The sequence below is a fragment of the Ralstonia sp. 1138 genome (assembly GCF_040544795.1).
Lineage (GTDB): Bacteria > Pseudomonadota > Gammaproteobacteria > Burkholderiales > Burkholderiaceae > Ralstonia > Ralstonia flatus.
This window is the reverse complement of the sequence record NZ_JBEPKQ010000001.1, coordinates 1,349,692-1,371,924: the sequence shown is the minus strand read 5'-3', so window position 1 is coordinate 1,371,924 and position 22,233 is coordinate 1,349,692. Positions and strand designations below refer to the sequence as shown.

The following is a 22,233-nucleotide window of genomic DNA, read 5'->3' as shown; positions in this document are numbered from 1 at the left end:
GAATACCGGCTTCGTGGAAGATTTTTTCCCACGGAATCACGGTGTTTGTTCGCAATACAATCACCGACTGGCAATGGCGTTTTGAACGGCAATCGCCCTGACCTGAATTCGTGGAGTCACCGTATGTCCGAAGCAGCCGCGCACGCCGGCAGTGTCACCGTCGAGATCTTCAATGCAACGCAACAGCAGCAAGTCATCGACACCATCCTCTATGTGCAAAACGTTGAGTTCAACGTGGGAATTTCGCTTGAGGACCAACCCGACCTCTTGGACATCGAGACGCATTACGTCGCGCCAGGCGGACAATTCTGGGTGGCCCTCGCGCAGGATGGCCGAGTCGTCGGCACCAATTGGCTTGCAGGCAAAGCCGAATGGCATCGGCATTCTGAAAAAGCTGTTTGCGCTGGCCGATTACCGAGGCAAACAAACGCAGTGCGCAGCGAAGTTGTTTGGCGCCCTCATCGCGTTTGCTCGCGCGTCTGGCATGGTCACTATCGTGCTCGACACACCATCGCTCGCAACGCGCTCTCATGCCTTCTACAAGGCAAATGGATTTCGGGAGATCCCGCAGAGCGAGGTGCCGGTGAAGTACGACTACCCCGACCGCAATTCGCTCTTCTTCCGCCTCGATCTCAGCTGACACCGCGAGCCCGTCATTGACATCGGAACCGATCGGTCCATATAATCGATTCCACTTTCAAACACCGCATCGTTTGCGCAACGGATCGATGGCTAATTCGGCTGGCGTGGGCCGCCCCCGCGAATTCGAACTCGGCGATGCCGTGCGCGACGCCATGGATGTTTTTTGGGACCGCGGATATGAAGGCGCGTCCCTGCCCGACTTGATGGCCGGCACCGGCTTGTCGCGCGGCAGCCTCTACAAGGCATTCGGCGACAAGAAGGCGTTGCTGCTGGCGGCGCTCGACTTGTACATGGCCGACGGGCTCAAGGCGACCGCGGACATCCTCTCGCAACCCGGCCCCGTGAAGGACGCAATTCGCGACTCGCTATTGCGCTATGCGCGCCTGTCCGTCGGCGAGGAAGGTCGGCGGGGGTGTCTTGCGGTCGCGATGACCACCGAACTGGCCGCGCGCGACGCGGATGTCGCGGAGCGCACGGGGCGCATGTTCCGGCGTCTGCAGCAGCTCTATGCGGGCGCGATCGTCCGCGGGCAAGCGAGCGGTGAAATTTCCGAGCAGGACGAGCAGGTGCTGGCGCGTTTGCTCGTCTGCCAAGTCGAAGGCATGCGCGTGCTGGGGAAAACCGGCGTGCCCGAGCACGACATGCTCGCGCTGGTCGACCGCACGATGCGCCTCCTCGACTGAATTTTTTTACTCAATTTGGAATCGATTGGTTCCGTATGGGAGTGGTCCATGCTACGAAATGATCCCGCCTCACCCGACCCGCGCCGCTGGGCCATGTTTTCCATCCTGCTCGTCGGCGCCTTCCTGCCACCGCTCGACTTCTTCATCATCAACGTCGCGCTGCCGTCGATCCGCACGGACCTTGGGGCCTCTTCATCGGCTGAGCAACTGGTCATTTCGTCATATGCCGGCCTGTACGCCGTGACGCTGATCACCGGCGGGCGGTTGGGCGACCTGTTCGGCCGAGGCCGCATGTTCTTTATCGGGCTGATCGGATTTGCGACTGCCTCGATGCTGTGCGGCTTTGCGAACTCGCCATGGACGCTCATCGTCGGTCGCGCGTTGCAAGGCGTGACAGCCGCGATCATGGCGCCGCAGGCGCTCGCTTCGATTCAGGCGATCTTCCCTGAAGCGGAAAAGCCGCGCGCGCTCAGCTTGTATGGCGCGGTGTTCGGCCTCGCCGCCGTGGTCGGCCAGGCGCTGGGCGGCGTCCTGATCTCGCTGAATCTGTTGAATCTGGGTTGGCGCACGATCTTCCTCGTCAACCTGCCGCTGGCGGTTCTGGTCGTGCTGTTCGGCGTTCCGCTATTGAAGGAAACGCGTGCGCAGCATGCGCGCAAGCTCGACCTCGGCGGCACCGCGCTGTCGATGCTGACGCTGGGCGCGCTGATCGTGCCGCTCATCGAGGGACGCGAAGCAGGCTGGCCCGTATGGGCATGGGTGTCGCTGATCGCGGTGCCGGCGCTGGCCGGGTTCTTCTGGCGCTACGAGCGCAGGCTGGGCAGCCGCGGAGGCGCCCCGCTGCTCGATCCGGCCGCGCTGCGTGCGCCGGGGCTGGGACGGGCCTTGCTGATCGCGCTGCTGCTATACGCGATCGGCGCGTTCTTCCTGCTGTTCTCGGTGTATCTGCAGAATGCATTGCATGTCGACGCGCTGAGCGCAGGCCTCGTATTCCTGCCGTTCGGCTTAGGGTTCCTGCTCGGCCCGTTGTCGACGCCGTTCTGTGCACGACTCATCGGCGCCTACGTCAACCCGTTCGGCATCGGGCTCGAGGTCGTGGGGCTCGTCGGCCTCGCATGGTTGATCGATGCCACGCCGATCGGGATGCCGCTCGCACCCGTACCGCTCGCCGCCGCGCTGTTCGTCATCGGTTTCGGACAGGGCCTCGCGCTGCCCACGCTGATGCGCATGGTGACCGGGCGCGTCGCACCGGCGCTTTCCGGCATGATCGCCGGCATCGCCAGTTCGACGCTGCAGGTCAGCACGTCGCTCAGCGTCGCAATCATCGGCGGCATTTTCTATACGGTCCTCGGCACGCGCCAGGATCCGGCCGCCATTGCGCACGCGTTCGTCGTCGCGCTTCTGTCGATGGCGTTGTTCCTCGCCTTGGGCGCCGCGCTTGGCATCTCGCTGGCACGAGCGCCCGCCGCGCCTGGCACAAGCCGAGCGCCTCGTGCATCTAGCCCGAGTGGTACGCGCTCGTGATGGCCAGGGAAAACGGCCGGCGCGTCGTCATTCCTGCGCACCGGCGCGTGCCGCCTGCCCTCGCAGTTCACGTACTTCCTCTTCCAGCCGACGGATGCGCTCGTCCTTCTCTTCCAAGACCTTGCGCACGTCGTCCGCATCGAATCGCTGCGGGATGTGCTGCGGGCAGTTCATGTCCCAGGCCTCGACCGTGAACACGATGACGCGCTCGGGCTTTGCCTTGTAGTCCTTGTCTGCAAGCCGTTCGAGCAGTTGCGCGTCTTCCGACACCGCCGCCGTTCCCCAGAATTTGATTCTGCGGCGGCGAGCGTAGTCGATCATGAAGAAATACGCCTTCGGATTGTCGGCAAGGTTGCCCAACGTAATGAACTGCCGGTTTCCAGCGAAGTCTGCGAAGGCTATCGTCTTTGCATCGAGCACGTGCAGAAAGCCTCGTGGCCCCCCGCGATGCTGGATATACGGCTGTCCCGCCGCATTGGCCGTTGCCAAAAAGACGCTGGTCTGTTCTTGGATGAACGCGGCACAGTCGGGCGTGATCGTCGTGTGCCAGCCCCTGCCCTGCTCCACGCCCGCGTAAAGCTCGCGCGAGCCGTGCTGCGTCTGCATCGCCTTCACGGTGGACGTGAACGCAATATCACTGGGATATGCCTTCTGATTCATGGCCGCTGCTCCATGCAAAGCGGGAACCACTGACGGTATGTCCGTGCTCTCCGCGTCTGGTGATGCTTGCTCAGGCGAGCGCTTCGGCGCTCACCACAGGGAAGTCGATTTCCGTCTCGGCGACGACGTTGATGTAGTTCGTCCAGACGTTCAGCGCAACGTTCTCCACGATCTCGATGATGTCGGCGTCGGTGTAGCCGGCCACCTTGATGGCTGCCAATTCGACGTCAGTGACACGCCCGCGCCGCTGGGCGACAAGCACCGCAAACCGCACGGCGGCATCGGCCTTCGCGTCGTTCGACTTGCCGTGCCGGTTCGCGGCGATCTCTGCATCATCGAGTTTCGCGACGTTCTTCGCGAGATAAGCGTGAGCGGACAAGCAGTAATCGCAGCCGTTGACTTCCGCGATGGCGAGGGCGATCCGTTCGCGCGTCTGTGCGGACAGCTTGCCCTTCGCAAGTGCGCCCGACAGGGCTAGATAGCCTTCGAGCGCTGCCGGACTGTTCGCCACCATGCGAAACAGATTCGGCACCACGCCCAACTGTTGTTCGACGGCCTGGAGTAGCGGGCGGGATGCAACGGGCGCATCGGCGATCGTAATGGGGGTCGGAATACGGGACATGGAAATTTCCTTTCAAGCGGGTTGAACAGCGACACCCGTAATGTAGGGTTTCCCGCCCCACAGGATAATGGGCGAAAAACGGGAATGATTCTTCCGTTGGATGGTAGAGTTCTCGTGCATTTCCCGGGCACCTGAGCCACACAGGCGCCGCTTCCAAAACAACCATTCCCGCCCGCGCTATGGACCGGCTCGAAGCGATGCAGGTGCTGCTGTCAGTGACCGACGCAGGCAGCTTTTCCGCTGCGGCACGGCATCTCGGCATGCCGCTGACGACAGTCAGTCGCAAGATCAGCGAATTGGAATCGCATTTGGCGACGCGCCTGTTGATTCGCACCACGCGGCAGCTCTCCTTGACCGAAGCGGGTGCGTCCTATGTTGCAGCCTGCCGCAAGATTCTGGGGGAGATCGATGAAGCGGAGCGCGCTGCCACGGGTGAATACGCCACCCCCCGCGGCGAGCTGTCGGTCACCGCGCCAGTCGTATTCGGCCGCTTGCACGTCACGCCGCTGATTGCCGAATTTCTGGCCGTGTACCCGCAGATCGACGTTCGGCTTTCGCTGGTCGATCGCAGCATTCACTTACTTGAGGAGCACGTCGATGCGGCGGTGCGGATTGGGTCCCTGCCCGACAGCAGCATGGTGGCCACGCGAGTCGGCGAGGTTCGCCGGGTCGTCTGCGCAAGCCCCGCGTATCTCGACGCGCATGGCGTGCCCGCAACCCCGGCGCGGCTGAAGTCGCATACGTGCGTGACGTTCAACGCCCTGGACGCCGCGCAAATGTGGACGTTCCCATCACGCACAACCAAAGCAACGAACGTGGAGGTCCATTCACGGCTCGTCGTCAACACCGCGGAAGCGGCCATCGCCGCTGCGGCCGCGGGCGTCGGGCTCACGCGCGTGCTTTCGTATCAAGTCGCCGATGCCGTTTCGCAAGGTTTGCTGCGCATCGTGCTGCAGCGCTTCGAGCCGCCGCCGCTACCGGTGCACGTCATGCACGCCGGTCAAAAACCGCTGCCAATCAAGCTGCGTGCGTTTTTGGATTTTCTCGTCCCTCGGTTGCGGCAGCGGTGCACGGGAATCTAGCCGCCGACGGTGCGGATTTTGGATTGGATTGAGGCGGGGCTGTTCGTCACCAACCGGAAGCCTTCGGCGAAGTCACGAACCGTTGGATCTGCCGCCGAACGTTTGCATTTCTCCCGCTCCTGGAAAACACCGCACCTCACTGCCCACCCTGCGTCGGCATAAAGTCTTGTGCCGCCTTGACCAACCATGTCCGCAGCGCCTGGAGCGGCGGATAGTCGGCACGGCTCGTCGGCCAGGCAAGGTAGTAACGCTCGGCACTTTCCATCTCAGGCACATGCGGCAATGCCCGCACCAAATCACCTTGCTGCAGCTCATGGGTGATCAGGAAACGCGGCAGTAACGCCACGCCCAGCCCCGCCACTGCCGCTTGCGCGGCGGTGGCAAATTGGTCGAACAGCATGCCTTGGGGTTCTGCACCCGCCACCTGATGGCTCGCCAGCCAGCGCGGCCAGGCATCGGGGCGCGAGGCCAGATGCAACAGCGGCGCATGCAGCAGATCGCGCGGCTGCGCAAAGTCGTAACGGGCCAGCAGCGCCGGGCTGCAGGCGGGCACGACGGTTTCGCTCATCAGCAAGGCCAGCTCGGCTCCCGGCCAGTGCGGCGTACCGAAATGGATGGCGGCATCCACCGCCTCCAGCTGAAAGTCGAACTGCGACAGCCGCGTCGTCAGGTTGATGGTGATGCCGGGGTGCGCGTCAAAAAACGCCGGCAGGCGCGGCGCCAGCCAGCGGGTGCCGAAGGTCGGCAGGATGGCCAGATTCAGGCTGCCGCCCTGCGGGTTGGTACGAAACCCGACCGTGGCGCTGGAGATGCGCATCAACGCGCTGCGGACCTCCTCGGCATACGCCTGGCCCGCCGCGCTCAGCCGCACGGTCTGGCGTTCGCGCACGAAAAGTTCTGCGCCCAGTCGCTCTTCCAGCGCACGGATCTGGCGACTGACGGCACTTTGCGTAAGGTGCAGCTCGGCGGCAGCAGCCGTGAAGCTTTGGTGGCGCGCAGCGGCCTCGAACGCGCATAGCAGGGACATCGGCGGCAGAAAGCGGCGAGACAGGAACATGGAAGCGCTGAAATTGTGCGGTGCGAAGTCGCCAGGTCATTCTAATTTGGAATGACCTCAGGCCGGATTATCGTTTGACCGCCGCTTCTTGGCCAACCTAGCATCGCTTCACCCCTGCCCAATCCAACTCAGTCATGAGCGCTTCGCATCAACTTCCCGCGTCGAACTTCATCCACGCCAATGAAATCCGCTCGCGCTTTTCGCGGGCCATGTCGGCCATGTACCGGGAGGAGGTGCCGCAATACGGCACGCTGGTCGAGTTGGTGGCAGACATCAACGCGCGCACGCTGGACGCTCAGTCCGCGCTGCGCGCGCAGATGGCGCAGTCGGGCGAACTGGAGCGGCTGGATATCGAGCGCCACGGCGCCATCCGCGTCGGCACGGCCGCCGAGCTGGCCACGCTGCGCAGGCTGTTTGCCGTCATGGGGATGGAACCGGTGGGTTACTACGATCTGTCGGTGGCCGGCGTGCCCGTGCATTCGACGGCGTTCCGCCCAGTGACCGACGCCGCGTTGCTGGCCAACCCGTTTCGCGTGTTCACCTCGCTGCTGCGGCTTGAGTTGATTGCCGACGCCGCCCTGCGTGAGAAGGCCGCCGCCATCCTGGCGCGCCGGCAGATTTTTACGCCGCGCGTGCTGGAATTGATTGCCCAATGCGAAGCCGACGGCGGCCTGGCCGACGCAGATGCCGACACGTTCGTACGCGAGGCGCTCGAGACCTTCCGCTGGCACAGCACCGCTACGGTCGACGCCGGGACGTATCGCGCGCTGCAAGCCGCGCACCGTCTTGTGGCCGACGTCGTGTGCTTCCGCGGCCCGCACATCAACCACCTGACACCGCGCACGCTCGACATCGACGCCGCCCAGGCCGCCATGCCCACACGCGGCATGGATGCCAAGGATGTGGTGGAAGGCCCGCCGCGCCGCGACTGCCCCATCCTGCTGCGCCAGACCAGCTTCAAGGCGCTGCAGGAAGCGGTGCGCTTTACCGACGATGCAGGCGCCCACACGGCGCGCTTTGGCGAAATCGAGCAGCGCGGCGTGGCCCTCACGCGCACCGGTCGCGCGCTGTATGACCAACTGCTGGCCGAGGTGCGCAGCATGGGCAATGCCGGCAATGCTGCACCCAACTACGGAAGCCGATTGGCACAGGCGTTCCGCGCCTTTCCCGACAGCCATGACGCGCTGCGTGCGCAAGGGCTGGCGTTCTATCGCTACACGCTTACGCCGTCGGGCCGTGCACAGGCCGACGCAGGCACGGCAGCCGATTTGTCGTTGGATGAACTCCTGGCCAAGGGCTGGGTGCAGGCCGACCCCATCACGTATGAAGACTTCTTGCCGGTCAGCGCGGCCGGCATCTTCCAGTCCAACCTGGGCGGCGAAGAGCAGAAGCAGTATCAGGCCCACGCCGCGCAGCAGGCCTTCGAAGCAGCGCTGGGCGCGCGCGTGCATGACGAAATCGCGCTGTATGAAGCCGCGCAGCAGCGCTCCATCGATCAGGTGCATGCCGTGCTGCGCGGCACGCCCGTGGTGGACGCTGCATGACCGGCCCGCACACGCCTGCCGCCATGCCGGGCTTTGCCGCCCCGTTTGCAAACCCCGCCGGCTCGCCCATCCGTGAACTGTTTCCGTACCTTAGCCAGCCGGGGATGATCTCGCTGGCGGGCGGTTACCCGTCGCCCAGCCTGTTCGACGCTGAAGGCCTGGCGCACGCCGCTGCCCAAGCCACGACGGGCGATGCGCAGGCCTTGCAGTACGGCGCGACTGAAGGGCTCCCCGTCCTCCGCGCAGCCCTCGCCGCATTGATGGAAGCGCGCGGCATCCAGGCCAGCGCCGAACAGGTGATGGTCACCACCGGCTCGCAGCAAGCCTTCGACCTGCTGGTGCGGGTGTTGATCGAACCGGGGGATACGGTGCTGGTGGAAGTGCCCGCCTACCCCGCCTCGCTGCAGGCCCTGCGCCTGGCGCAGGCCCGCATCGTGCCTGTACCGATGGACGAGCACGGCCTGCAGACCGATGCACTGGCCGACCTGCTGCATCAACTGCCTGCCACGCAGCGCCCCAAGCTGCTCTACACCGTCCCGAATTTTTCCAACCCACGCGGCACGCTGCTGGCCGCCCAGCGGCGCGAAGCCCTGGTGCAACTGGCCTGCGCGCACGGCTTCTGGGTGGTGGAAGACGATCCCTACGGCGAGCTGCGCTTTGATACGGCAGAGGGCGACGCCGCTGCCATGCCACCCACGCTGCGCGCAGTGGGGGACCGGCTGGCCGTCGGCGGCACGAACCCCGTGGTGTATCTCTCCAGCCTGTCCAAGACCGTCGCACCTGCGCTGCGGATCGGCTGGATGCTGGCCGATGCCAGCCTGCTCCGCCGCTGCGCCATCGCCAAGCAGACAGTGGATTTGTGCACGTCTCCGCTGGCGCAGATGGTGGCGGCGCGCTATCTGGAAAGCGGCCGCTATCCGGCCACGGTGCAACGCGCACGCGTCGAATATCAGCGGCGCATGCAGGCGCTGGTGCAAGGCATCGCCACGCAGCTGGATGGCCGAGTGCAGTGCGCCGCGCCGGCGGGCGGCATGTTTGTCTGGGCCACGTTCGCCCGGTCGATCGACCCGCAGGCGCTCTTCGATGCCGCCGTGTCGCAGCAGGTGCTCTATGTGCCCGGCAAGGCGTTCTACCCGGACAACGCGCAGCTCCACACCATGCGCCTGTCGTTCGCCGCGCCCGAGGTGCCGCAGATCGAACAGGCCGTGCAGCGGCTGGCGGCGGCCGTGGCGCTGGCCATGCGTTGACGCCTCCTCAGACAGAGACCACCTTCATCGCAATAGCCATGACACCCGACAACCTGATTCCGGCCTTGCGCGACATCGTGGGGGCCGCCAATGTTCTGACCGGCGACGACTGCGCCGAATACGAATCCGATTGGCGTCAGCGCGTGCGCGGCAAGGCGCTGTGCGTGGTGCGGCCCGGCTGCACGGCCGACGTGGCTGCGGTCGTACGCGCGTGCGCACAAGCCGGTGTGTCCATCGTGCCGCAGGGCGGCAATACAGGGCTGGTGGAAGGCTCGGTGCCCGATGCCAGCGGCGAGCAAATCATCCTGAGCCTGCGCCGCATGCAGACCGTGCGCGCCATCGACGCCGCCAACATGACGATGACGGTGGACGCCGGTTGCGTGCTGCAGTCGCTGCAGGACGTGGCAAGCGAGGCCGGCATGCTGTTCCCGCTGAGCCTGGGTGCGGAAGGCAGTTGCACCATCGGCGGCAACCTGGCGACCAATGCGGGCGGCACGCAGGTGCTGCGCTATGGCAATGCGCGCGAGCTGTGCCTGGGGCTGGAAGTCGTGCTGGCCGACGGCCAGGTCTGGGAAAACCTGCAAGGCCTGCGCAAGGACAACACCGGCTATGACCTGCGCAATCTGTTCATCGGCAGCGAGGGCACGCTGGGCATCATCACGGCAGCCACGCTGCGGCTGTATCCGCAACCGGCCGCGCAATTGACGGCGTGGGCCGCGGTGCCTTCGCTGCAAGCCGCCACGTCATTGCTGGCGTTGTCGCACCGGCATCTGTCTGCGGCGCTCACGGGTTTTGAGGTGATGAGCCAGGAAGGGCTCAGGCTGGTCGACACGCACTATCCGCAGTTGCGCGTGCCGATGTGGCGCGAAACGATGTGGTGCGTGCTGCTGGAAGCGTCCGACAGTGAATCGGAGGCGCATGCCCGGGCGCAGTTCGAACACCTGCTGGAAACCGCGATGGAAGACGGCATCGTGACCGACGCGATCATCGCCGAAAACATACGGCAGGCGCACGACCTGTGGCACATCCGCGAGAGCATCACCCTGGCCCAGGCGGCCGAAGGGCCCAACATCAAACACGATGTCTCGGTGCCGATCTCGCGCATTCCTGAGTTCGTGGCGCAGACCGATGCGCAACTGCAGGTGCTGGCGCCGGGGCTGCGGCTCATCAACTTCGGGCACCTGGGCGACGGCAATCTGCACTACAACGTGCAGCCGCCGGCCGGGGCGGACGCTGCGGCGTTCGTGGCCGCGCATGAGGCTGCGATTGGCGATGCGGTGTACCAGTCCGTCCACCGCTTTGGCGGTTCGATCTCCGCCGAGCACGGCATCGGCGCGCTCAAGCGCGACCACCTTCCGCACTACAAGGCGCCGGTGGCCCTGCACTTGATGCGCACCATCAAACAGGCGCTCGACCCGCAATGCCTGCTGAACCCGGGACGCGTGCTCGAACGGCCGCCGGGTCAGATGGCGCGATAGGTATCGCTCACGGCCATCGACTGCATCGGGCGGCGCAGCGTCGGATCGAACGGATTGATCTGCGTGGTGAGGCGATTGGCCTCGCGCAGCAGCATGTCGTAGACGATGGGCAGGCGATCGGCGCTCAGGCGATTGGCGAGCGTACCCACGGAAAGCGCGGCAACGACGTTGCCATTGCGATCGAACACGGGCACGGCAATACCGGCCATGCCTTCGAGCAGCCCGTCCGTCTTGGCGCTGTAGCCGCGCTCGCGGGCCTTCCTGACCTCGGAGCGCAGGTAGACCTCGTCGTACACGTTGTAGTGCCGGATGCGCGGCAGGTTGTAGCGCAGCACTTCTTCCTGCTCGGCGTCCGGCAGGTGCGCGAGGATCACCAGCGCGCCCTGGCCGACGCCGAGTTCGATCCGACCGCCCACATCGCCGGTGAAGGTGCGAATGGGGTACTGCCCTTCCACGCGGTCCAGGCATACCGCATCGAAGCCCGAGCGCACCAGCAGCAGCACCGTGTCGCCCAGGCTGGCATTCAGCCGCAGCAGCGCCGGCCGGGCGACGGAGCGCAAGTCGTTCACCGCGCCCGCCTGGGCCGCCAGACAGAAGAGATCCAGGCTCAGACGGTACAGCTTGTTCTGCTGATCCTGCTCGACCATGCCTTCCTGCGTCAGCCCCTGCAGCAGGCGGTGTGTGGTGGCAGGCGTCATTCCCAGCGTCTTGGCCAGGTAGGTGACGCGCACACCTTGGTGCTGCTGCTCCGCCATGGTGCGCAGGATCTGGAAGGTGCGGTGCATGGCGCTGCGCTGATGCGCGTCGTCGTCGGAATCTACGGACATAAAGCTGGAATGGACTGAATTTGGTTGATCGATTGTATTCCGATGAACGGAATAAATACGAGAAAAATTCCAACTACAGCGTATACACCTAGGCGAAATCGATGTTTTGGCACACCTGTTGCAATAGCATATCCATATTGTTCAATTGGAAGAGTCTGGCGACGCCTCCGGTCGCAAAGGATCACCGATGAGTTTTCTGCGCCTGAACCATGTCTCCAAGCAGTACGGCGACCTCCGGGTCGTCCAGGACTTCAACCTGAACGTGCACAAGGGCGAATTCGTCTCGCTGCTGGGCCCGTCCGGCTGCGGCAAGACGACCACGCTGCAGATGATTGCGGGCTTCGCAGAGGTGACCGAGGGCTCGATCGAGCTGGACGGCAAGGACATCACCCGCGCCAAGGCCAACGCGCGCGGCCTGGGGATCGTGTTCCAGACCTACGCGCTGTTTCCGCACATGACGGTGCGCGAGAACGTGGAGTTCGGGCTGGAGATGCGCAAGTGCCCGGCAACGGAACGCCGCGAGCGCGCCATGGAAGCGCTGGCGCTCGTGCATCTGGACAAACATATCGACCGCTACCCGCGCGAGCTGTCGGGCGGACAGCGCCAGCGCGTGGCCCTGGCACGCGCGCTGGTCATCAAGCCGCCGGTGCTGCTGCTGGACGAGCCGCTGTCGAACCTGGACGCCAAGCTGCGCGAAGAGATGCAGTTCGAGCTGCGTGAAATCCAGCGCAAGGTCGGCACGACCACCATCATGGTCACGCATGACCAGGCCGAAGCCATGTCGATCAGCGACCGCGTCGTCGTCATGGAAGCGGGCCGCATTACGCAGGTGGATACGCCGCTGGCGGTGTACGAACACCCGCGCAACGCGTTCATCTCGACGTTTGTCGGCAAGGCCAACCTGCTGCATGCGGCAGTGGTGGCCGGTGCCGATGGCGAACGCCGCGCAACGGTCGGCACCGTGCAACTGGCACTGCCGCCTGGCACGCCGGCGGCCAGCAAGGTCGTGTTGGCGCTGCGCCCCGAAAAAATGACGTGCAACGCCGACGGCACCGGCCGCTGCGAAGGCCGCGTGACCGAACGCTTCTTCCTCGGCAATCAGTGGATGTACACCGTCGACACGCCGCTTGGCGCGATGCTCGTCTCTGCCGTGAACGATGGCGACGCCCCGCGCGAAGTGGGCCAGACCGTCGGCGTGGATTGGGAAGACCGCTATGTGCGCGTGATCGGTACCGAGGGGACCGCAGCATGAGCCGCAGACCGATCTGGGTGCCGTGGAGCATGACCGGCCCGGCGCTGGCGCTCTTCGGCGTGATGTTGTTCGTGCCCCTCGCGCTGAGCGTGATGCTGTCGTTCAACGCGTTCGACGCCGACAAGGGCCCGATTGCGGGCACCTTCACGTTTGCGCACTACCTGCACGTGGTGCAAGACCCGTACTACTACGAAATCTTCTGGCGCACGCTGCGCGTCTCGGCGCTCGTGACGCTGATCTGCATCCTGATCGGCGCGCCCGAGGCCTACATCCTGAGCCGGATGCGCAAGCCCTGGCGCTCGATTTTCCTGCTCATCATCCTGGCGCCGCTGCTGATCTCGGTCGTGGTGCGCGCATTCGGCTGGAGCATGCTGCTCGGGCCCGAAGGCCTGATCAACGCAGTGCTCAAGGCGGTCGGCATCGGCCCGGTCAAGCTGCTGTACAACGAGACGGCCGTGGTGATTGCGCTGGTGCACGTGATGCTGCCGTTCATGGTGATTCCGGTGTGGACGTCACTGCAAAAGCTCGACCCGTGGGTGGAGAACGCCGCGCTGTCATTGTCCGCATCGCACTTCACCACGTTGCGCCGCGTCGTGCTGCCGCAGGTCATGCCGGGCATTCTGTCGGGCAGCCTGATCGTGTTCGGCCTGGCCGCCAGTTCATTCGCCATTCCGGGGCTGCTCGGCGGGCGCCGCGTGAAGATGGTCGCCACGCTCATCTACGACGAATACCTGAATGAACTGAACTGGCCGCTGGGCGCAGCCATCGCGCTGATCCTGCTGGCGGCCAACCTCGTCATCATGCTGGGCTGGAACCGCATGATCGAAGGCCGCTACAAGAAGACGTTGGGCTGAAGGAGCGCACATGCAAAAGAACGGACCGCTCGCGCTCATCTTCAACGCGCTCGTCATCACCTTCATGCTGGCACCGCTCGTGATCGTCTGCATCGTCGCCTTCACGCCTGAAGAAACGCTCACGCTGCCCACCAGCCATTTCTCGCTGCGCTGGTTCGACCAGGTGCTGCATCACCCCGACTTCGTGCAGTCGTTCTGGAACAGCCTCTGGCTGGGCCTGGCGGCGGCCACGCTGTCGACCGCGCTGGCGGTGCCGGCGGCCATGGCCATCGTGCGCTATCGCGCGCCGGGGCTGCAGTATCTGCAAGGCGTGTTTCTGTCGCCGCTGATCATTCCGCACCTTGTGCTGGGCGTGGCGCTGCTGCGCATGTTCTCGCTGGTGGGCGGGCAAGGCAGCTTCGGCTGGCTGATCTTCGCGCACGCGCTGATCGTCACGCCGTACACGATGCGGCTGGTGATGGCGGCGCTGGTGGGCTTTGACCACTCGGTCGAGCACGCCGCCTATTCGCTGGGCGCAAGCAGCTTGACGGTGTTCCGCCGCATGACGCTGCCGATGATCCTGCCGGGCATCACGGGCGGCTGGCTGCTGGCCTTCATCAACAGCTTTGATGAACTGACGATGTCGATCTTCGTGGTGTCTCCCGCCACCGTCACGCTGCCGGTGCGCATGTACATGTACGCCACGGAATCGCTCGACCCGATGATGGCCGCCGTCTCGGCGCTGATCGTCTTCCTCACGCTCGCGCTGATGCTGCTGCTGGACAAGGTCTACGGCCTCGACCGAATCCTGATCGGCAAGCATTGAGACAGAGATCACGATGAATGCTCCTGCAAACCGCTCTGCCCGCGCGCAGCTCCAGCGCCTCAAAGAGCGCAACCGGCCCGCGGTGGCCTTCGTGCTGGACGGCCAGCCCGCTGAAGCCCTCGCCGGGGACACCGTCCTGACCGCCGTGCTCACGCACACACGCCAGCTGCGCATCAATGAATTCAGCCAGCAGCCGCGCGCCGGCTTCTGCTTGATGGGCGCATGCCAGGACTGCTGGGTGCGTCTGGCCGACGGCAAATCGCTGCGCGCCTGCCAGACCATGATCGAACCGGGCATGCACATCTGCACGCAGCCGGCCGACAACGAGGGAGCCGCGTGATGACGCAATCCGCCCCCACGCTGCAGCGGCAGTCGCAAGCGGACCTGCAGCCCGTCATCATCGGTGCCGGGCCGGCAGGTGTGCGTGCGGCGCAGACGCTGCTGGCGCACGGCCTCAAACCCATCGTGCTGGATGAAGCGCCGCGCTCGGGCGGCCAGATCTATCGCCGCCAGCCGGAAGGCTTCGCCCGGAGCGCCGCAGATCTGTACGGCACCGAAGCCGAACGTGCGCAGGCAATACACGCCACATTCGACCGCCTCCAACCGCAGATCGATTACCACCCGCAGACCCTGGTCTGGAATGCGCAGCCCGATCTGCTCGACCTGCTGCACGTGCCCACGCGCGCGGTCAGCAGCCTGCCGTGGCGCGATGTGATCGTCGCGACCGGCGCCACGGACCGCGTGCTGCCCATCCCGGGCTGGACGCTGCCCGGCGTCTATACGCTGGGCGGCGCGCAAGTCGCGCTCAAATACCAGGGCTGTGCGATTGGCGATGCCGTGGTGTTTGCCGGCACCGGCCCGCTGCTGTATCTGGTGGCCTGCCAGTACGCGAAGGCCGGCGCGAATGTCGTGGCGGTGCTCGACACCGCACCGGCCTCCGCGCGCTACAAGGCGGCACCGGCCATGCTCGGCCAGCTCGCCGTCATGGCCAAGGGGTTGGCGCTGGTCGGCTGGCTCAAGCTGCACGGCATTCCCATGCACCACGGCGTGCGATTGCTGCGCGCCGAGGGCGATGCGGCGGTCGAACAGCTCGTGTGGCAAGACAGCGCCGGCCGCGAGCAGCGCACCGCGTGCTCCGCTGTGGGCATGGGCTACGCGCTGCGGCCCGAAACGCAACTCGCCGATCTGCTCGGCTGCGCGTTTGAGTTTTCTGCGCTGCACCGCTGCCATGTACCGCGCATCGATGCGATGCGGCGCAGCTCCGTCGCGGGCGTGTATCTGGCGGGCGACGGCGCGGGCATCATGGGCGCCGACGCAGCCGAGTACTCCGGTGAACTGGCCGCGCTCGCGCTGTTGCAGGATCGGCAAATCACCGTCGATGCTGATCGTTTGGACGCGCTGCGCCAGCGCCTGCAGAAGATCGAGCGGTTCCGCCACGCGCTGGAAGTCGCCTTCCCGTTTCCCGATGACTGGGCCGCGCACGCCAGCAACGACCTGGTGGTGTGCCGCTGCGAAAACGTTACCGCGGGCACCCTGCGCCAGACGGCCGCCGAATGCGGCGTGCACGAACTGAACCGCCTGAAGGCGCTTTGCCGGGTCGGCATGGGCCGCTGCCAGGGCCGGATGTGCGGCGCGTCGGCAGCGGAAATCCTGGCGCACGCGCAGTCCGTTCCACTGGAAAAGGTGGGGCGACTGCGCGGGCAGGCACCGATCAAGCCGCTGCCGCTGGATGTGACCGAGGTGATCGAACCGGAGGACCACCATGCGTGAGCAGCTTGCATGCGACGTGGCCATCATCGGCGGCGGCATCATGGGCAGCGCGACGGCGCTGTTCCTGCGGCGGCGGGGGCTGGCCGTCACCCTGCTCGAGCGCGACCTGTGCGGCTCGCGCTCCAGCGGCGTCAATTTTGGCGGTGTGCGGCGCCAGGGACGCTCCATCGAGCAACTGCCGCTGGCCCAGCGTTCGCACCAGATCTGGGGGCGCCTGACCGAGCTGATCGGCACCGAGGCCGAGTACGAGCGCAGCGGGCACTTCAAGATCGCGCGCAGCGTGGCCGACATGGAATCGCTGGCGGGCTATGCGGCGCGCAGCGAGGGGTTTGGCCTTGGGCTGAAGCTCATCGAGGGCCGGGCTGCGCTGCAAAAGTATTTTCCGATGGGCGGCGAACAGATCGTCGGCGGCTCGCTGTGCCCGGAAGACGGACAGGCCAATCCGCGCCTGCTGTCGCCCGCGTTCGCTCGCGCCGCGCAGGCTGCCGGCGCCGATGTGCGCGAGCACGCGCCAGTGCAATCGGTCGAGCACGATGGCGCGCGCTTCGTCGTCCATGCGCGCCAGCATGACCGTGATCTGGAGGTCAAAGCCTCTGCGCTGGTCAACTGCGCCGGGGCCTGGGCAGCGCAATTTGCCGCGCAATGGGGCGAGCCCGTGCCGATGTTCACCATCCCGCCCACCATGGGCGTGACCGAGCCGCTGCCGTTCTTCCTGCCCTGGAGCCTGGGCGTGGAAGGCGGCGGCATCTACTGCCGTCAGGTGCGGCGCGGCAATGTGGTATTCGGCGGCGGGCGCGGCTACGTGCTGGACGACCAGCGCGCACGCTCGTCGCACGTGGCGATCCTGCGCCAGCTGCCGCAACTGGCGGCGCTGCTGCCGCAACTCACAGGCGCCCACATCATCCGCACCTGGAGCGGCACCGAAGGCAACCTGCCCGACGACCAGCCCGTGATTGGCCCCAGTGCCCGCCGCCCCGGCCTGTTCCACGCGTTCGGCTTTGCCGGCGCCGGCTTCCAGCTCGGCCCCGGCGTGGGCGATGTCATGGCCGAGCTGATTGCCGAAGGCCGCACTACCACGCCGATCGAGCCCTTTTCCATCCAACGCTTTCTGCCACCCGCAGCTTGATGCACTTGATGCCCCAGGAGATCACCATGCTTGTGAAACACGCGAAAACCTCGTTCACGTCCGTCATTGCTGCGGCTGCCGGCATGGCCCTGCTCGCCGCGGGCGCCGCCCACGCCGACACCAAGACGCTGTACATCGGCATGAACGGCGGCAACATGGAACGCACCTACACGCAGTTCGTATTCCCGCCGTTCGAGAAGGCCAACAACGTCAAGGTCGTCGTCGTGCCCGGCACCTCGACCGACATCCTCGCCAAGGCGCAAGCCACCAAAGGCAAGGCACAGATGCACGTGATGACGCTGGACGACGGTGTCATGTTCCGCGCGATCGGCATGGGGCTGTGCGAAAAGCTCAAGCCCTCGGCCAACCTGTCGGCGGTGCCCGCCATTGCGCATCTGAAGGGGGACTACGCGGTCGGCTTGTCGATGGGCCTGACGGGCCTGGCCTACAGCACCAAAATCTTTGCCGACAAGGGCTGGACGCCGCCCACCTCGTGGGGCGACCTGGCTGACCCGAAATACAAGGGCAAGGTGGTCGTGCAATCCATGCCGGCTTCGTCGTTCGGGCTCGATGCCTTCCTGATGTTCAACCGCATGAAGGGCGGCACGGAAAAGAACGTCGACCCCGCCTTCAAGGCATGGCCGACCACCATCGGCCCGAACGTGGTCGAGTACATCCCCAACTCTTCGAAGGTGGTGGAGATGATGCAGGCCGGCGATGCGGCGCTGTTCCCGTACACGCTCACGCAGGTGGAGCTGATGAAGTCCAAGGGCATCCCGATGGAATTCGTCGCGCCCAAGGAAGGCGCTGTCGTTCTGCTGACGGCGCAGTGCGTGCTGGCCAACAATCCGGATGCCGAGCTGGCGCAGAAGCTGGCGGACTACCTGATCAGCCCCGAAGCCCAGGCGCTCGCCATGGAAAACGGCTCCTACAATCCAGTCAACCCCAAGGCCCCGCTCAAGGGCAAGGCGGCGGAAGAGCAGAACAAGATGAACACCATCCTGAAGACGGCCGTTGCGCTGGACTGGGACGTGATCAACGCCGAGCGTCCCGAGTGGAGCAAGCGCTGGAACCGCATCGTCGAGCGTTGAGCCTCACGCATCACCGCATCGCAACAGTTTTTCGATTGAACACGAGAGAAGAGCAAGGATTCACGCCATGTCAGATTCACGAACACGATTGCAGGCCGTACTGAAGGCCCTCGGCCTGGACCTGAAGGCCTATGAAGGCTCCGAATGGGCGAGCCGCGCCCCGCGCGACGGCACGGTATTGGCGACCGTGAAATCGCACACCGCCGGCGAGGCCGAGGCTGCCATCCAGAGCGCGCATCAGGCGTATCTGGCATGGCGCATCGTGCCGGCACCCGTGCGCGGCGAACTCGTGCGCCGCCTGGGCGAGGTGCTGCGCACGCACAAGGCGGCGCTGGGCGAACTGGTGTCGCTGGAGGCGGGCAAGATCACCTCCGAGGGACTGGGCGAAGTGCAGGAGATGATCGACATCTGCGACTTCGCCGTCGGCCTGTCGCGTCAACTGCATGGCCTGACGATCGCCAGCGAGCGCCCTGGGCACCGGATGATGGAAACGTGGCATCCGATGGGCGTGGTGGGCATCATTTCGGCGTTCAACTTTCCGGTGGCGGTGTGGTCGTGGAACGCCGCGCTCGCCCTGGTGTGCGGCAACGCCATCGTGTGGAAGCCGTCGGAGAAAACGCCCCTCACCGCCATTGCATGCCACCACCTGATGCAGCAGGTGGTCGACGCGTTCAATGCAGAGAAGCCGGGCGCCATTCCTGCCGGACTGAGCCAACTGCTGATCGGCGGGCGCGACGTGGGCGAAGCGCTGGTCGCCAGCCACCTGGTGCCGGTGGTCAGCGCCACGGGCTCGACGCGCATGGGCCGCCAGGTGGGCGTGAAGGTAGCGGAGCGCTTCGGCCGCTCCATCCTGGAGCTGGGCGGCAACAACGCGATGATCGTCACGCCGACGGCCGATCTGGAACTGGCGGCGCGCGCCATCACGTTTGCCGCCGTCGGCACAGCGGGCCAACGCTGCACGTCGTTGCGTCGCCTGATCGTGCACCGCTCGGTGGCCGACACGCTGCTGGCTCGCCTGGAAAAGATCTACCAGAGCATTGCGATTGGCGACCCGCTGGCTGACGGCACGCTGGTGGGCCCGTTGATCGACCAGGCCGCCTTCGAGGGCATGCAGCAGGCACTCGCGCAGGCCCGCGCCGAAGGCGGCGAAGTGCTGGGCGGCGAGCGCGTGCGTGAAGACCTCGGCGCCGACGCCTGGTACGTCCGTCCTGCGCTGGTCAAGATGCCGAAGCCGACCAAGGTGATGGAAAGCGAAACCTTCGCACCGATCCTCTATGTCGTGACGTACGACGGCGACACCGAGCAGGCCATCGCGATCCAGAACGGCGTGCCGCAGGGCCTGTCGTCTGCGATCTTCACGGCCAACCTGAGCGACGCCGAACGCTTCATGTCGTCGGCGGGCAGCGACTGCGGCATCGCCAACGTCAACATCGGCACGTCGGGCGCCGAGATCGGCGGCGCATTCGGCGGCGAGAAGGAAACCGGCGGCGGCCGGGAATCCGGCTCGGACGCGTGGAAGGGCTACATGCGCCGCGCCACCAACACCGTCAACTACAGCGGCGCGCTGCCGCTGGCGCAGGGCGTTCGATTCGACGTTTGATCCGCGTCTGATCGATGTGATGTTCGGGCGGCGGCGCGCGATGCTCCGCCGCCCTGGTCCTCACCGCGTCGCGCCACCCACATCCGTGATCGCGCTGTAGACCAGCGTGCGCAATTGCCGCCGCACAGGGTAGGCAGACGAAGGCAGCACCTGCGTCAGGAACAGGCCGATCAGGTCTTCCTGCGGGTCCACCCAGAAGAAGGTGCCGGCCGCGCCGCCCCAGAAGAAATCGCCTGTGCTGCCGGGAATCAACGTAGCGGCCTGCGAGATCGTGGTGGCGAAGCCCAAGCCGAATCCGACGCCGTCATACGCGGCCTCGCTGAACATCGAATGCGGCGACAGGCTCGACATGTCGGCCCCGCCCGGCAGATGGTTGGCAGTCATCAGCGCCACCGTTTTGGGCCCCAGCAGACGCACGCCGTCCAGCTCACCGCCCTGCAGGAGCATGCGCGAAAAGCGCAGGTAGTCGGCCGCCGTCGAGAGCAAGCCACCGCCGCCCGAGATGAAACTGGGCGGCTTCAGGTACGGACTGGTGCGTGGATCGTCCTGCAAGACCGGTGCACGATCGGACACCGCGTTTGTGCCAAGTGCGCCCACGGCATAACACGCGCAGAAGCGTGACGCCTTCTCCTCCGGCACATGGAAGGCCGTATCGACCATGCCCAGCGGATCGAAAATCCGCTCCTTCAGGAATGTCTCGAACGGGATGCCGCTGATCTTGCCGACAAGGTAGCCGAGCACATCGGTGGAAACGGAGTAGTTCCACGCCTCACCGGGCGAGAACTCCAGCGGCACGCCGGCCAGCTTCTCGATCATCTCGTCGAGCGTGCCACCGGTGACGACGTCACCCAGTTTCAGCCGCCGATACGCCGCATCGACGTTGGTGTTCTGGTGGAAGCCGTAGGTCAGGCCCGAGGTGTGGCGCAGCAGGTCGACCATGCGCATCGGGCGCTTGACCGGGCGCGACTGGAAACTTTCCATGAAGCCGCCGATGTGCACACCCAGATTTTTCCATGCAGGGATGAATTTGCTGACCGGATCGTCCAGCGCGACCTTGCATTCCTCCACCAGCATCATGAACGCCACCGACGTGATCGGCTTGGTCATCGAATAGATGCGGAAGATCGAGTCTTCAGCCAGCGGCACCTGGCGCTCGCGGTCGGCCCAACCCAGCACGGAGTTCAACGCCAGCTCGCCGCGCCGCCACACCTGAGTGAGCGTACCGGGCAGCTTGCCGGTCGCAATGTAGGCGTCATCGATGAAGCGCTCGACGCGATCGAGCCGATCGCGGGACATCCCCTGCGTTTGCGTGCCTTGCCTGTCCATGCCTTCTCCTTGCATTGATGCCAGACCCTGATCCGGCCCGCGCCGCGGTTGACGCGCGCAGCCGCCCAGCGACACTGTACAGCGCCTATGCTTCAATGCGGTTCGACCGCAACCCCGTCCCGATATGAAGCGTTTCGACGACCTGTACCTCTTCACGCGCGTGGTGGAAGCCGGTGGCTTTTCCGCTGCCGAGCGCGCCACGGGCATCCCCAAGTCGCGCCTGAGCCGGCGCATTGCCGAGCTTGAAATGCAGCTCGGCACGCGGCTGCTGCAGCGCTCCAGCCATCGCGTATCGGTCACGCCGGTTGGCGAGGCGGTGTACCGGCATGCGCGCGATATGGCCGATGCGTCGGCCGCCATTGAAGCGCTGGCCGGTGCGGCACGCAGCGAACCGGCCGGCGTGCTGCGCGTCGGCACCTCGCCGTTGCTGGCAGAAACGCTGCTGGCGGGTTGGCTGGCCGAATTTGCCGATGCGCATCCGAAGCTGCGCATCGAGCTGGACTTGTCCAATACCTATGTCGACCTGATCGAGCAGCGCATTGATGTGGCGATCCGCGCGGCCACGGGGCCGCTGCCCTCGCGCGATGTGGTGGCGCGGCATCTGGTGGTCTCGCCGCGCGTGCTGGTGGCCAGCCCCGCGTTGATTGCGCGTGTGGGCGAGCCGGACACGCCCGCCGCGCTGGAAAACTTTCCCTGCCTGGGGCAGGGCTCGCTCACCCGCAGCCGCGATTGGGTGCTGCAGGATGCGCGCGGCCATCGGCTGTCGCTGCCGATTCGCCCGCGCTTTGCCAGCGACAACATCATCGCCCTGCGCGAAGCCGCCATCGCCGGCCTCGGCCTCACCATCCTCCCGCAGCATTGCTGCCATGCGGCGCTTGGCGGCGGCCAACTGCGCAGGGTGCTGCGCGGCTGGACGCCTGAACCGGCCGACCTGCACGCGCTCTATCCGTCGCGCGCAGGCGTGCCGCCTTCAGTGAAGGCGCTGGTGGCGTTCCTGCGCGAGCGCTTTGCCGCCGAAGCCACCATGCAGCCGATGCCTTGAT

The 22,233-nt window shown here is 65.6% G+C and carries 22 protein-coding genes; 16 read left to right on the top strand and 6 right to left on the bottom strand.

What is annotated here, in order from left to right; genetic code table 11:
- Positions 1-60: 60 nt before the first annotated feature.
- Positions 61-285: a hypothetical protein gene (locus tag ABIC76_RS06005; RefSeq protein ID WP_354533310.1), complete on the bottom strand. Its 225-nt coding sequence runs from the start codon at positions 283-285 to the stop codon at positions 61-63.
- Between the two features lie 43 nt (positions 286-328).
- Here ABIC76_RS06005 and ABIC76_RS06000 point away from each other — a divergent pair, with 43 nt between their 5' ends.
- The 3 genes from ABIC76_RS06000 to ABIC76_RS05990 all read left to right on the top strand — a co-directional run bounded on the left by ABIC76_RS06000 (position 329) and on the right by ABIC76_RS05990 (position 2,849).
- Positions 329-640 (top strand): GNAT family N-acetyltransferase, encoded by a 312-nt coding sequence (locus ABIC76_RS06000; protein WP_354533309.1) that lies wholly within the window; start codon positions 329-331, stop codon positions 638-640.
- 88 nt (positions 641-728) lie between these two features.
- On the top strand, positions 729-1,325 hold the full coding sequence (locus tag ABIC76_RS05995; protein ID WP_354533308.1) for a TetR/AcrR family transcriptional regulator: 597 nt from the start codon (positions 729-731) through the stop codon (positions 1,323-1,325).
- 48 nt (positions 1,326-1,373) lie between these two features.
- Positions 1,374-2,849, top strand: a complete 1,476-nt coding sequence (locus ABIC76_RS05990) for an MFS transporter (protein ID WP_354533307.1) — start codon at positions 1,374-1,376, stop codon at positions 2,847-2,849.
- 27 nt (positions 2,850-2,876) lie between these two features.
- Here ABIC76_RS05990 and ABIC76_RS05985 read toward each other — a convergent pair whose 3' ends face one another.
- A complete protein-coding gene (locus ABIC76_RS05985) occupies positions 2,877-3,509 on the bottom strand; it encodes a pyridoxamine 5'-phosphate oxidase family protein (RefSeq protein ID WP_354533306.1) in 633 nt (210 codons plus the stop codon).
- Between the two features lie 70 nt (positions 3,510-3,579).
- The gene (locus ABIC76_RS05980) at positions 3,580-4,131 is read right to left on the bottom strand and encodes a carboxymuconolactone decarboxylase family protein (protein ID WP_354533305.1); all 552 of its coding nucleotides are present in this window, start codon (positions 4,129-4,131) and stop codon (positions 3,580-3,582) included.
- Positions 4,132-4,310: 179 nt separating this feature from the next.
- Here ABIC76_RS05980 and ABIC76_RS05975 point away from each other — a divergent pair, with 179 nt between their 5' ends.
- Positions 4,311-5,213: a LysR family transcriptional regulator gene (locus ABIC76_RS05975; RefSeq protein ID WP_354533304.1), complete on the top strand. Its 903-nt coding sequence runs from the start codon at positions 4,311-4,313 to the stop codon at positions 5,211-5,213.
- A 136-nt stretch (positions 5,214-5,349) separates the two neighbouring features.
- Here the strand turns inward: ABIC76_RS05975 and gcvA are convergent, their stop codons facing one another.
- The gene (gene gcvA / locus ABIC76_RS05970; protein WP_354533303.1) at positions 5,350-6,270 is read right to left on the bottom strand and encodes a transcriptional regulator GcvA; all 921 of its coding nucleotides are present in this window, start codon (positions 6,268-6,270) and stop codon (positions 5,350-5,352) included.
- Positions 6,271-6,404: 134 nt separating this feature from the next.
- Here gcvA and hglS point away from each other — a divergent pair, with 134 nt between their 5' ends.
- Genes hglS through ABIC76_RS05955 form a run of 3 tightly spaced genes read left to right on the top strand, consistent with a single transcriptional unit; the run spans position 6,405 to position 10,539 of the window.
- The gene (gene hglS / locus ABIC76_RS05965; protein WP_354533302.1) at positions 6,405-7,814 is read left to right on the top strand and encodes a 2-oxoadipate dioxygenase/decarboxylase HglS; all 1,410 of its coding nucleotides are present in this window, start codon (positions 6,405-6,407) and stop codon (positions 7,812-7,814) included.
- A complete protein-coding gene (locus ABIC76_RS05960) occupies positions 7,811-9,061 on the top strand; it encodes an aminotransferase-like domain-containing protein (RefSeq protein WP_354533301.1) in 1,251 nt (416 codons plus the stop codon). Before hglS ends, ABIC76_RS05960 begins: the two co-directional genes overlap by 4 nt.
- Before the next feature lie 38 nt (positions 9,062-9,099).
- Entirely contained in the window at positions 9,100-10,539 is a 1,440-nt protein-coding gene (locus ABIC76_RS05955) for an FAD-binding oxidoreductase (protein ID WP_354533300.1), read from the top strand.
- On the opposite strand, the gene ABIC76_RS05950 is transcribed toward ABIC76_RS05955, so the two are convergent.
- The gene (locus ABIC76_RS05950) at positions 10,524-11,366 is read right to left on the bottom strand and encodes an IclR family transcriptional regulator (protein WP_354533299.1); all 843 of its coding nucleotides are present in this window, start codon (positions 11,364-11,366) and stop codon (positions 10,524-10,526) included. The genes ABIC76_RS05955 and ABIC76_RS05950 overlap by 16 nt on opposite strands.
- 187 nt (positions 11,367-11,553) lie before the next feature.
- On the opposite strand from ABIC76_RS05950, the gene ABIC76_RS05945 reads away from it, so the two are divergent.
- The 8 genes from ABIC76_RS05945 (at position 11,554) to amaB (ending at position 19,864) form a co-directional block, all read left to right on the top strand.
- A complete protein-coding gene (locus ABIC76_RS05945) occupies positions 11,554-12,618 on the top strand; it encodes an ABC transporter ATP-binding protein (protein WP_354533298.1) in 1,065 nt (354 codons plus the stop codon).
- A complete protein-coding gene (locus tag ABIC76_RS05940; RefSeq protein WP_354533297.1) occupies positions 12,615-13,472 on the top strand; it encodes an ABC transporter permease in 858 nt (285 codons plus the stop codon). Before ABIC76_RS05945 ends, ABIC76_RS05940 begins: the two co-directional genes overlap by 4 nt.
- Positions 13,473-13,482: 10 nt before the next feature.
- Positions 13,483-14,277, top strand: a complete 795-nt coding sequence (locus tag ABIC76_RS05935; protein WP_027679828.1) for an ABC transporter permease — start codon at positions 13,483-13,485, stop codon at positions 14,275-14,277.
- Between the two features lie 13 nt (positions 14,278-14,290).
- Positions 14,291-14,617 (top strand): (2Fe-2S)-binding protein, encoded by a 327-nt coding sequence (locus tag ABIC76_RS05930; protein WP_102065479.1) that lies wholly within the window; start codon positions 14,291-14,293, stop codon positions 14,615-14,617.
- Entirely contained in the window at positions 14,617-16,047 is a 1,431-nt protein-coding gene (locus ABIC76_RS05925) for an FAD/NAD(P)-dependent oxidoreductase (protein ID WP_354533296.1), read from the top strand. The genes ABIC76_RS05930 and ABIC76_RS05925 overlap by 1 nt, the downstream gene beginning before the upstream one ends.
- Positions 16,040-17,173 (top strand): NAD(P)/FAD-dependent oxidoreductase, encoded by a 1,134-nt coding sequence (locus tag ABIC76_RS05920; RefSeq protein WP_354533295.1) that lies wholly within the window; start codon positions 16,040-16,042, stop codon positions 17,171-17,173. Before ABIC76_RS05925 ends, ABIC76_RS05920 begins: the two co-directional genes overlap by 8 nt.
- Positions 17,174-17,199: 26 nt before the next feature.
- Positions 17,200-18,264, top strand: a complete 1,065-nt coding sequence (locus ABIC76_RS05915) for an ABC transporter substrate-binding protein (RefSeq protein ID WP_051530925.1) — start codon at positions 17,200-17,202, stop codon at positions 18,262-18,264.
- A gap of 67 nt (positions 18,265-18,331) precedes the next feature.
- Complete coding sequence (gene amaB / locus ABIC76_RS05910; RefSeq protein ID WP_354533294.1) at positions 18,332-19,864, top strand: L-piperidine-6-carboxylate dehydrogenase; 1,533 nt, start codon at positions 18,332-18,334, stop codon at positions 19,862-19,864.
- 60 nt (positions 19,865-19,924) lie between these two features.
- Here amaB and ABIC76_RS05905 read toward each other — a convergent pair whose 3' ends face one another.
- Positions 19,925-21,190, bottom strand: coding sequence for a serine hydrolase domain-containing protein (locus ABIC76_RS05905; RefSeq protein ID WP_354533293.1), 1,266 nt, complete (start codon positions 21,188-21,190; stop codon positions 19,925-19,927).
- A 124-nt stretch (positions 21,191-21,314) separates the two neighbouring features.
- Between ABIC76_RS05905 and ABIC76_RS05900 the strand changes: the two genes are divergently transcribed.
- Positions 21,315-22,232 carry a LysR substrate-binding domain-containing protein gene (locus ABIC76_RS05900; RefSeq protein ID WP_354533292.1) on the top strand — a complete coding sequence of 306 codons (918 nt, stop codon included), beginning with the start codon at positions 21,315-21,317 and terminating at the stop codon, positions 22,230-22,232.
- Position 22,233: the final 1 nt, after the last annotated feature.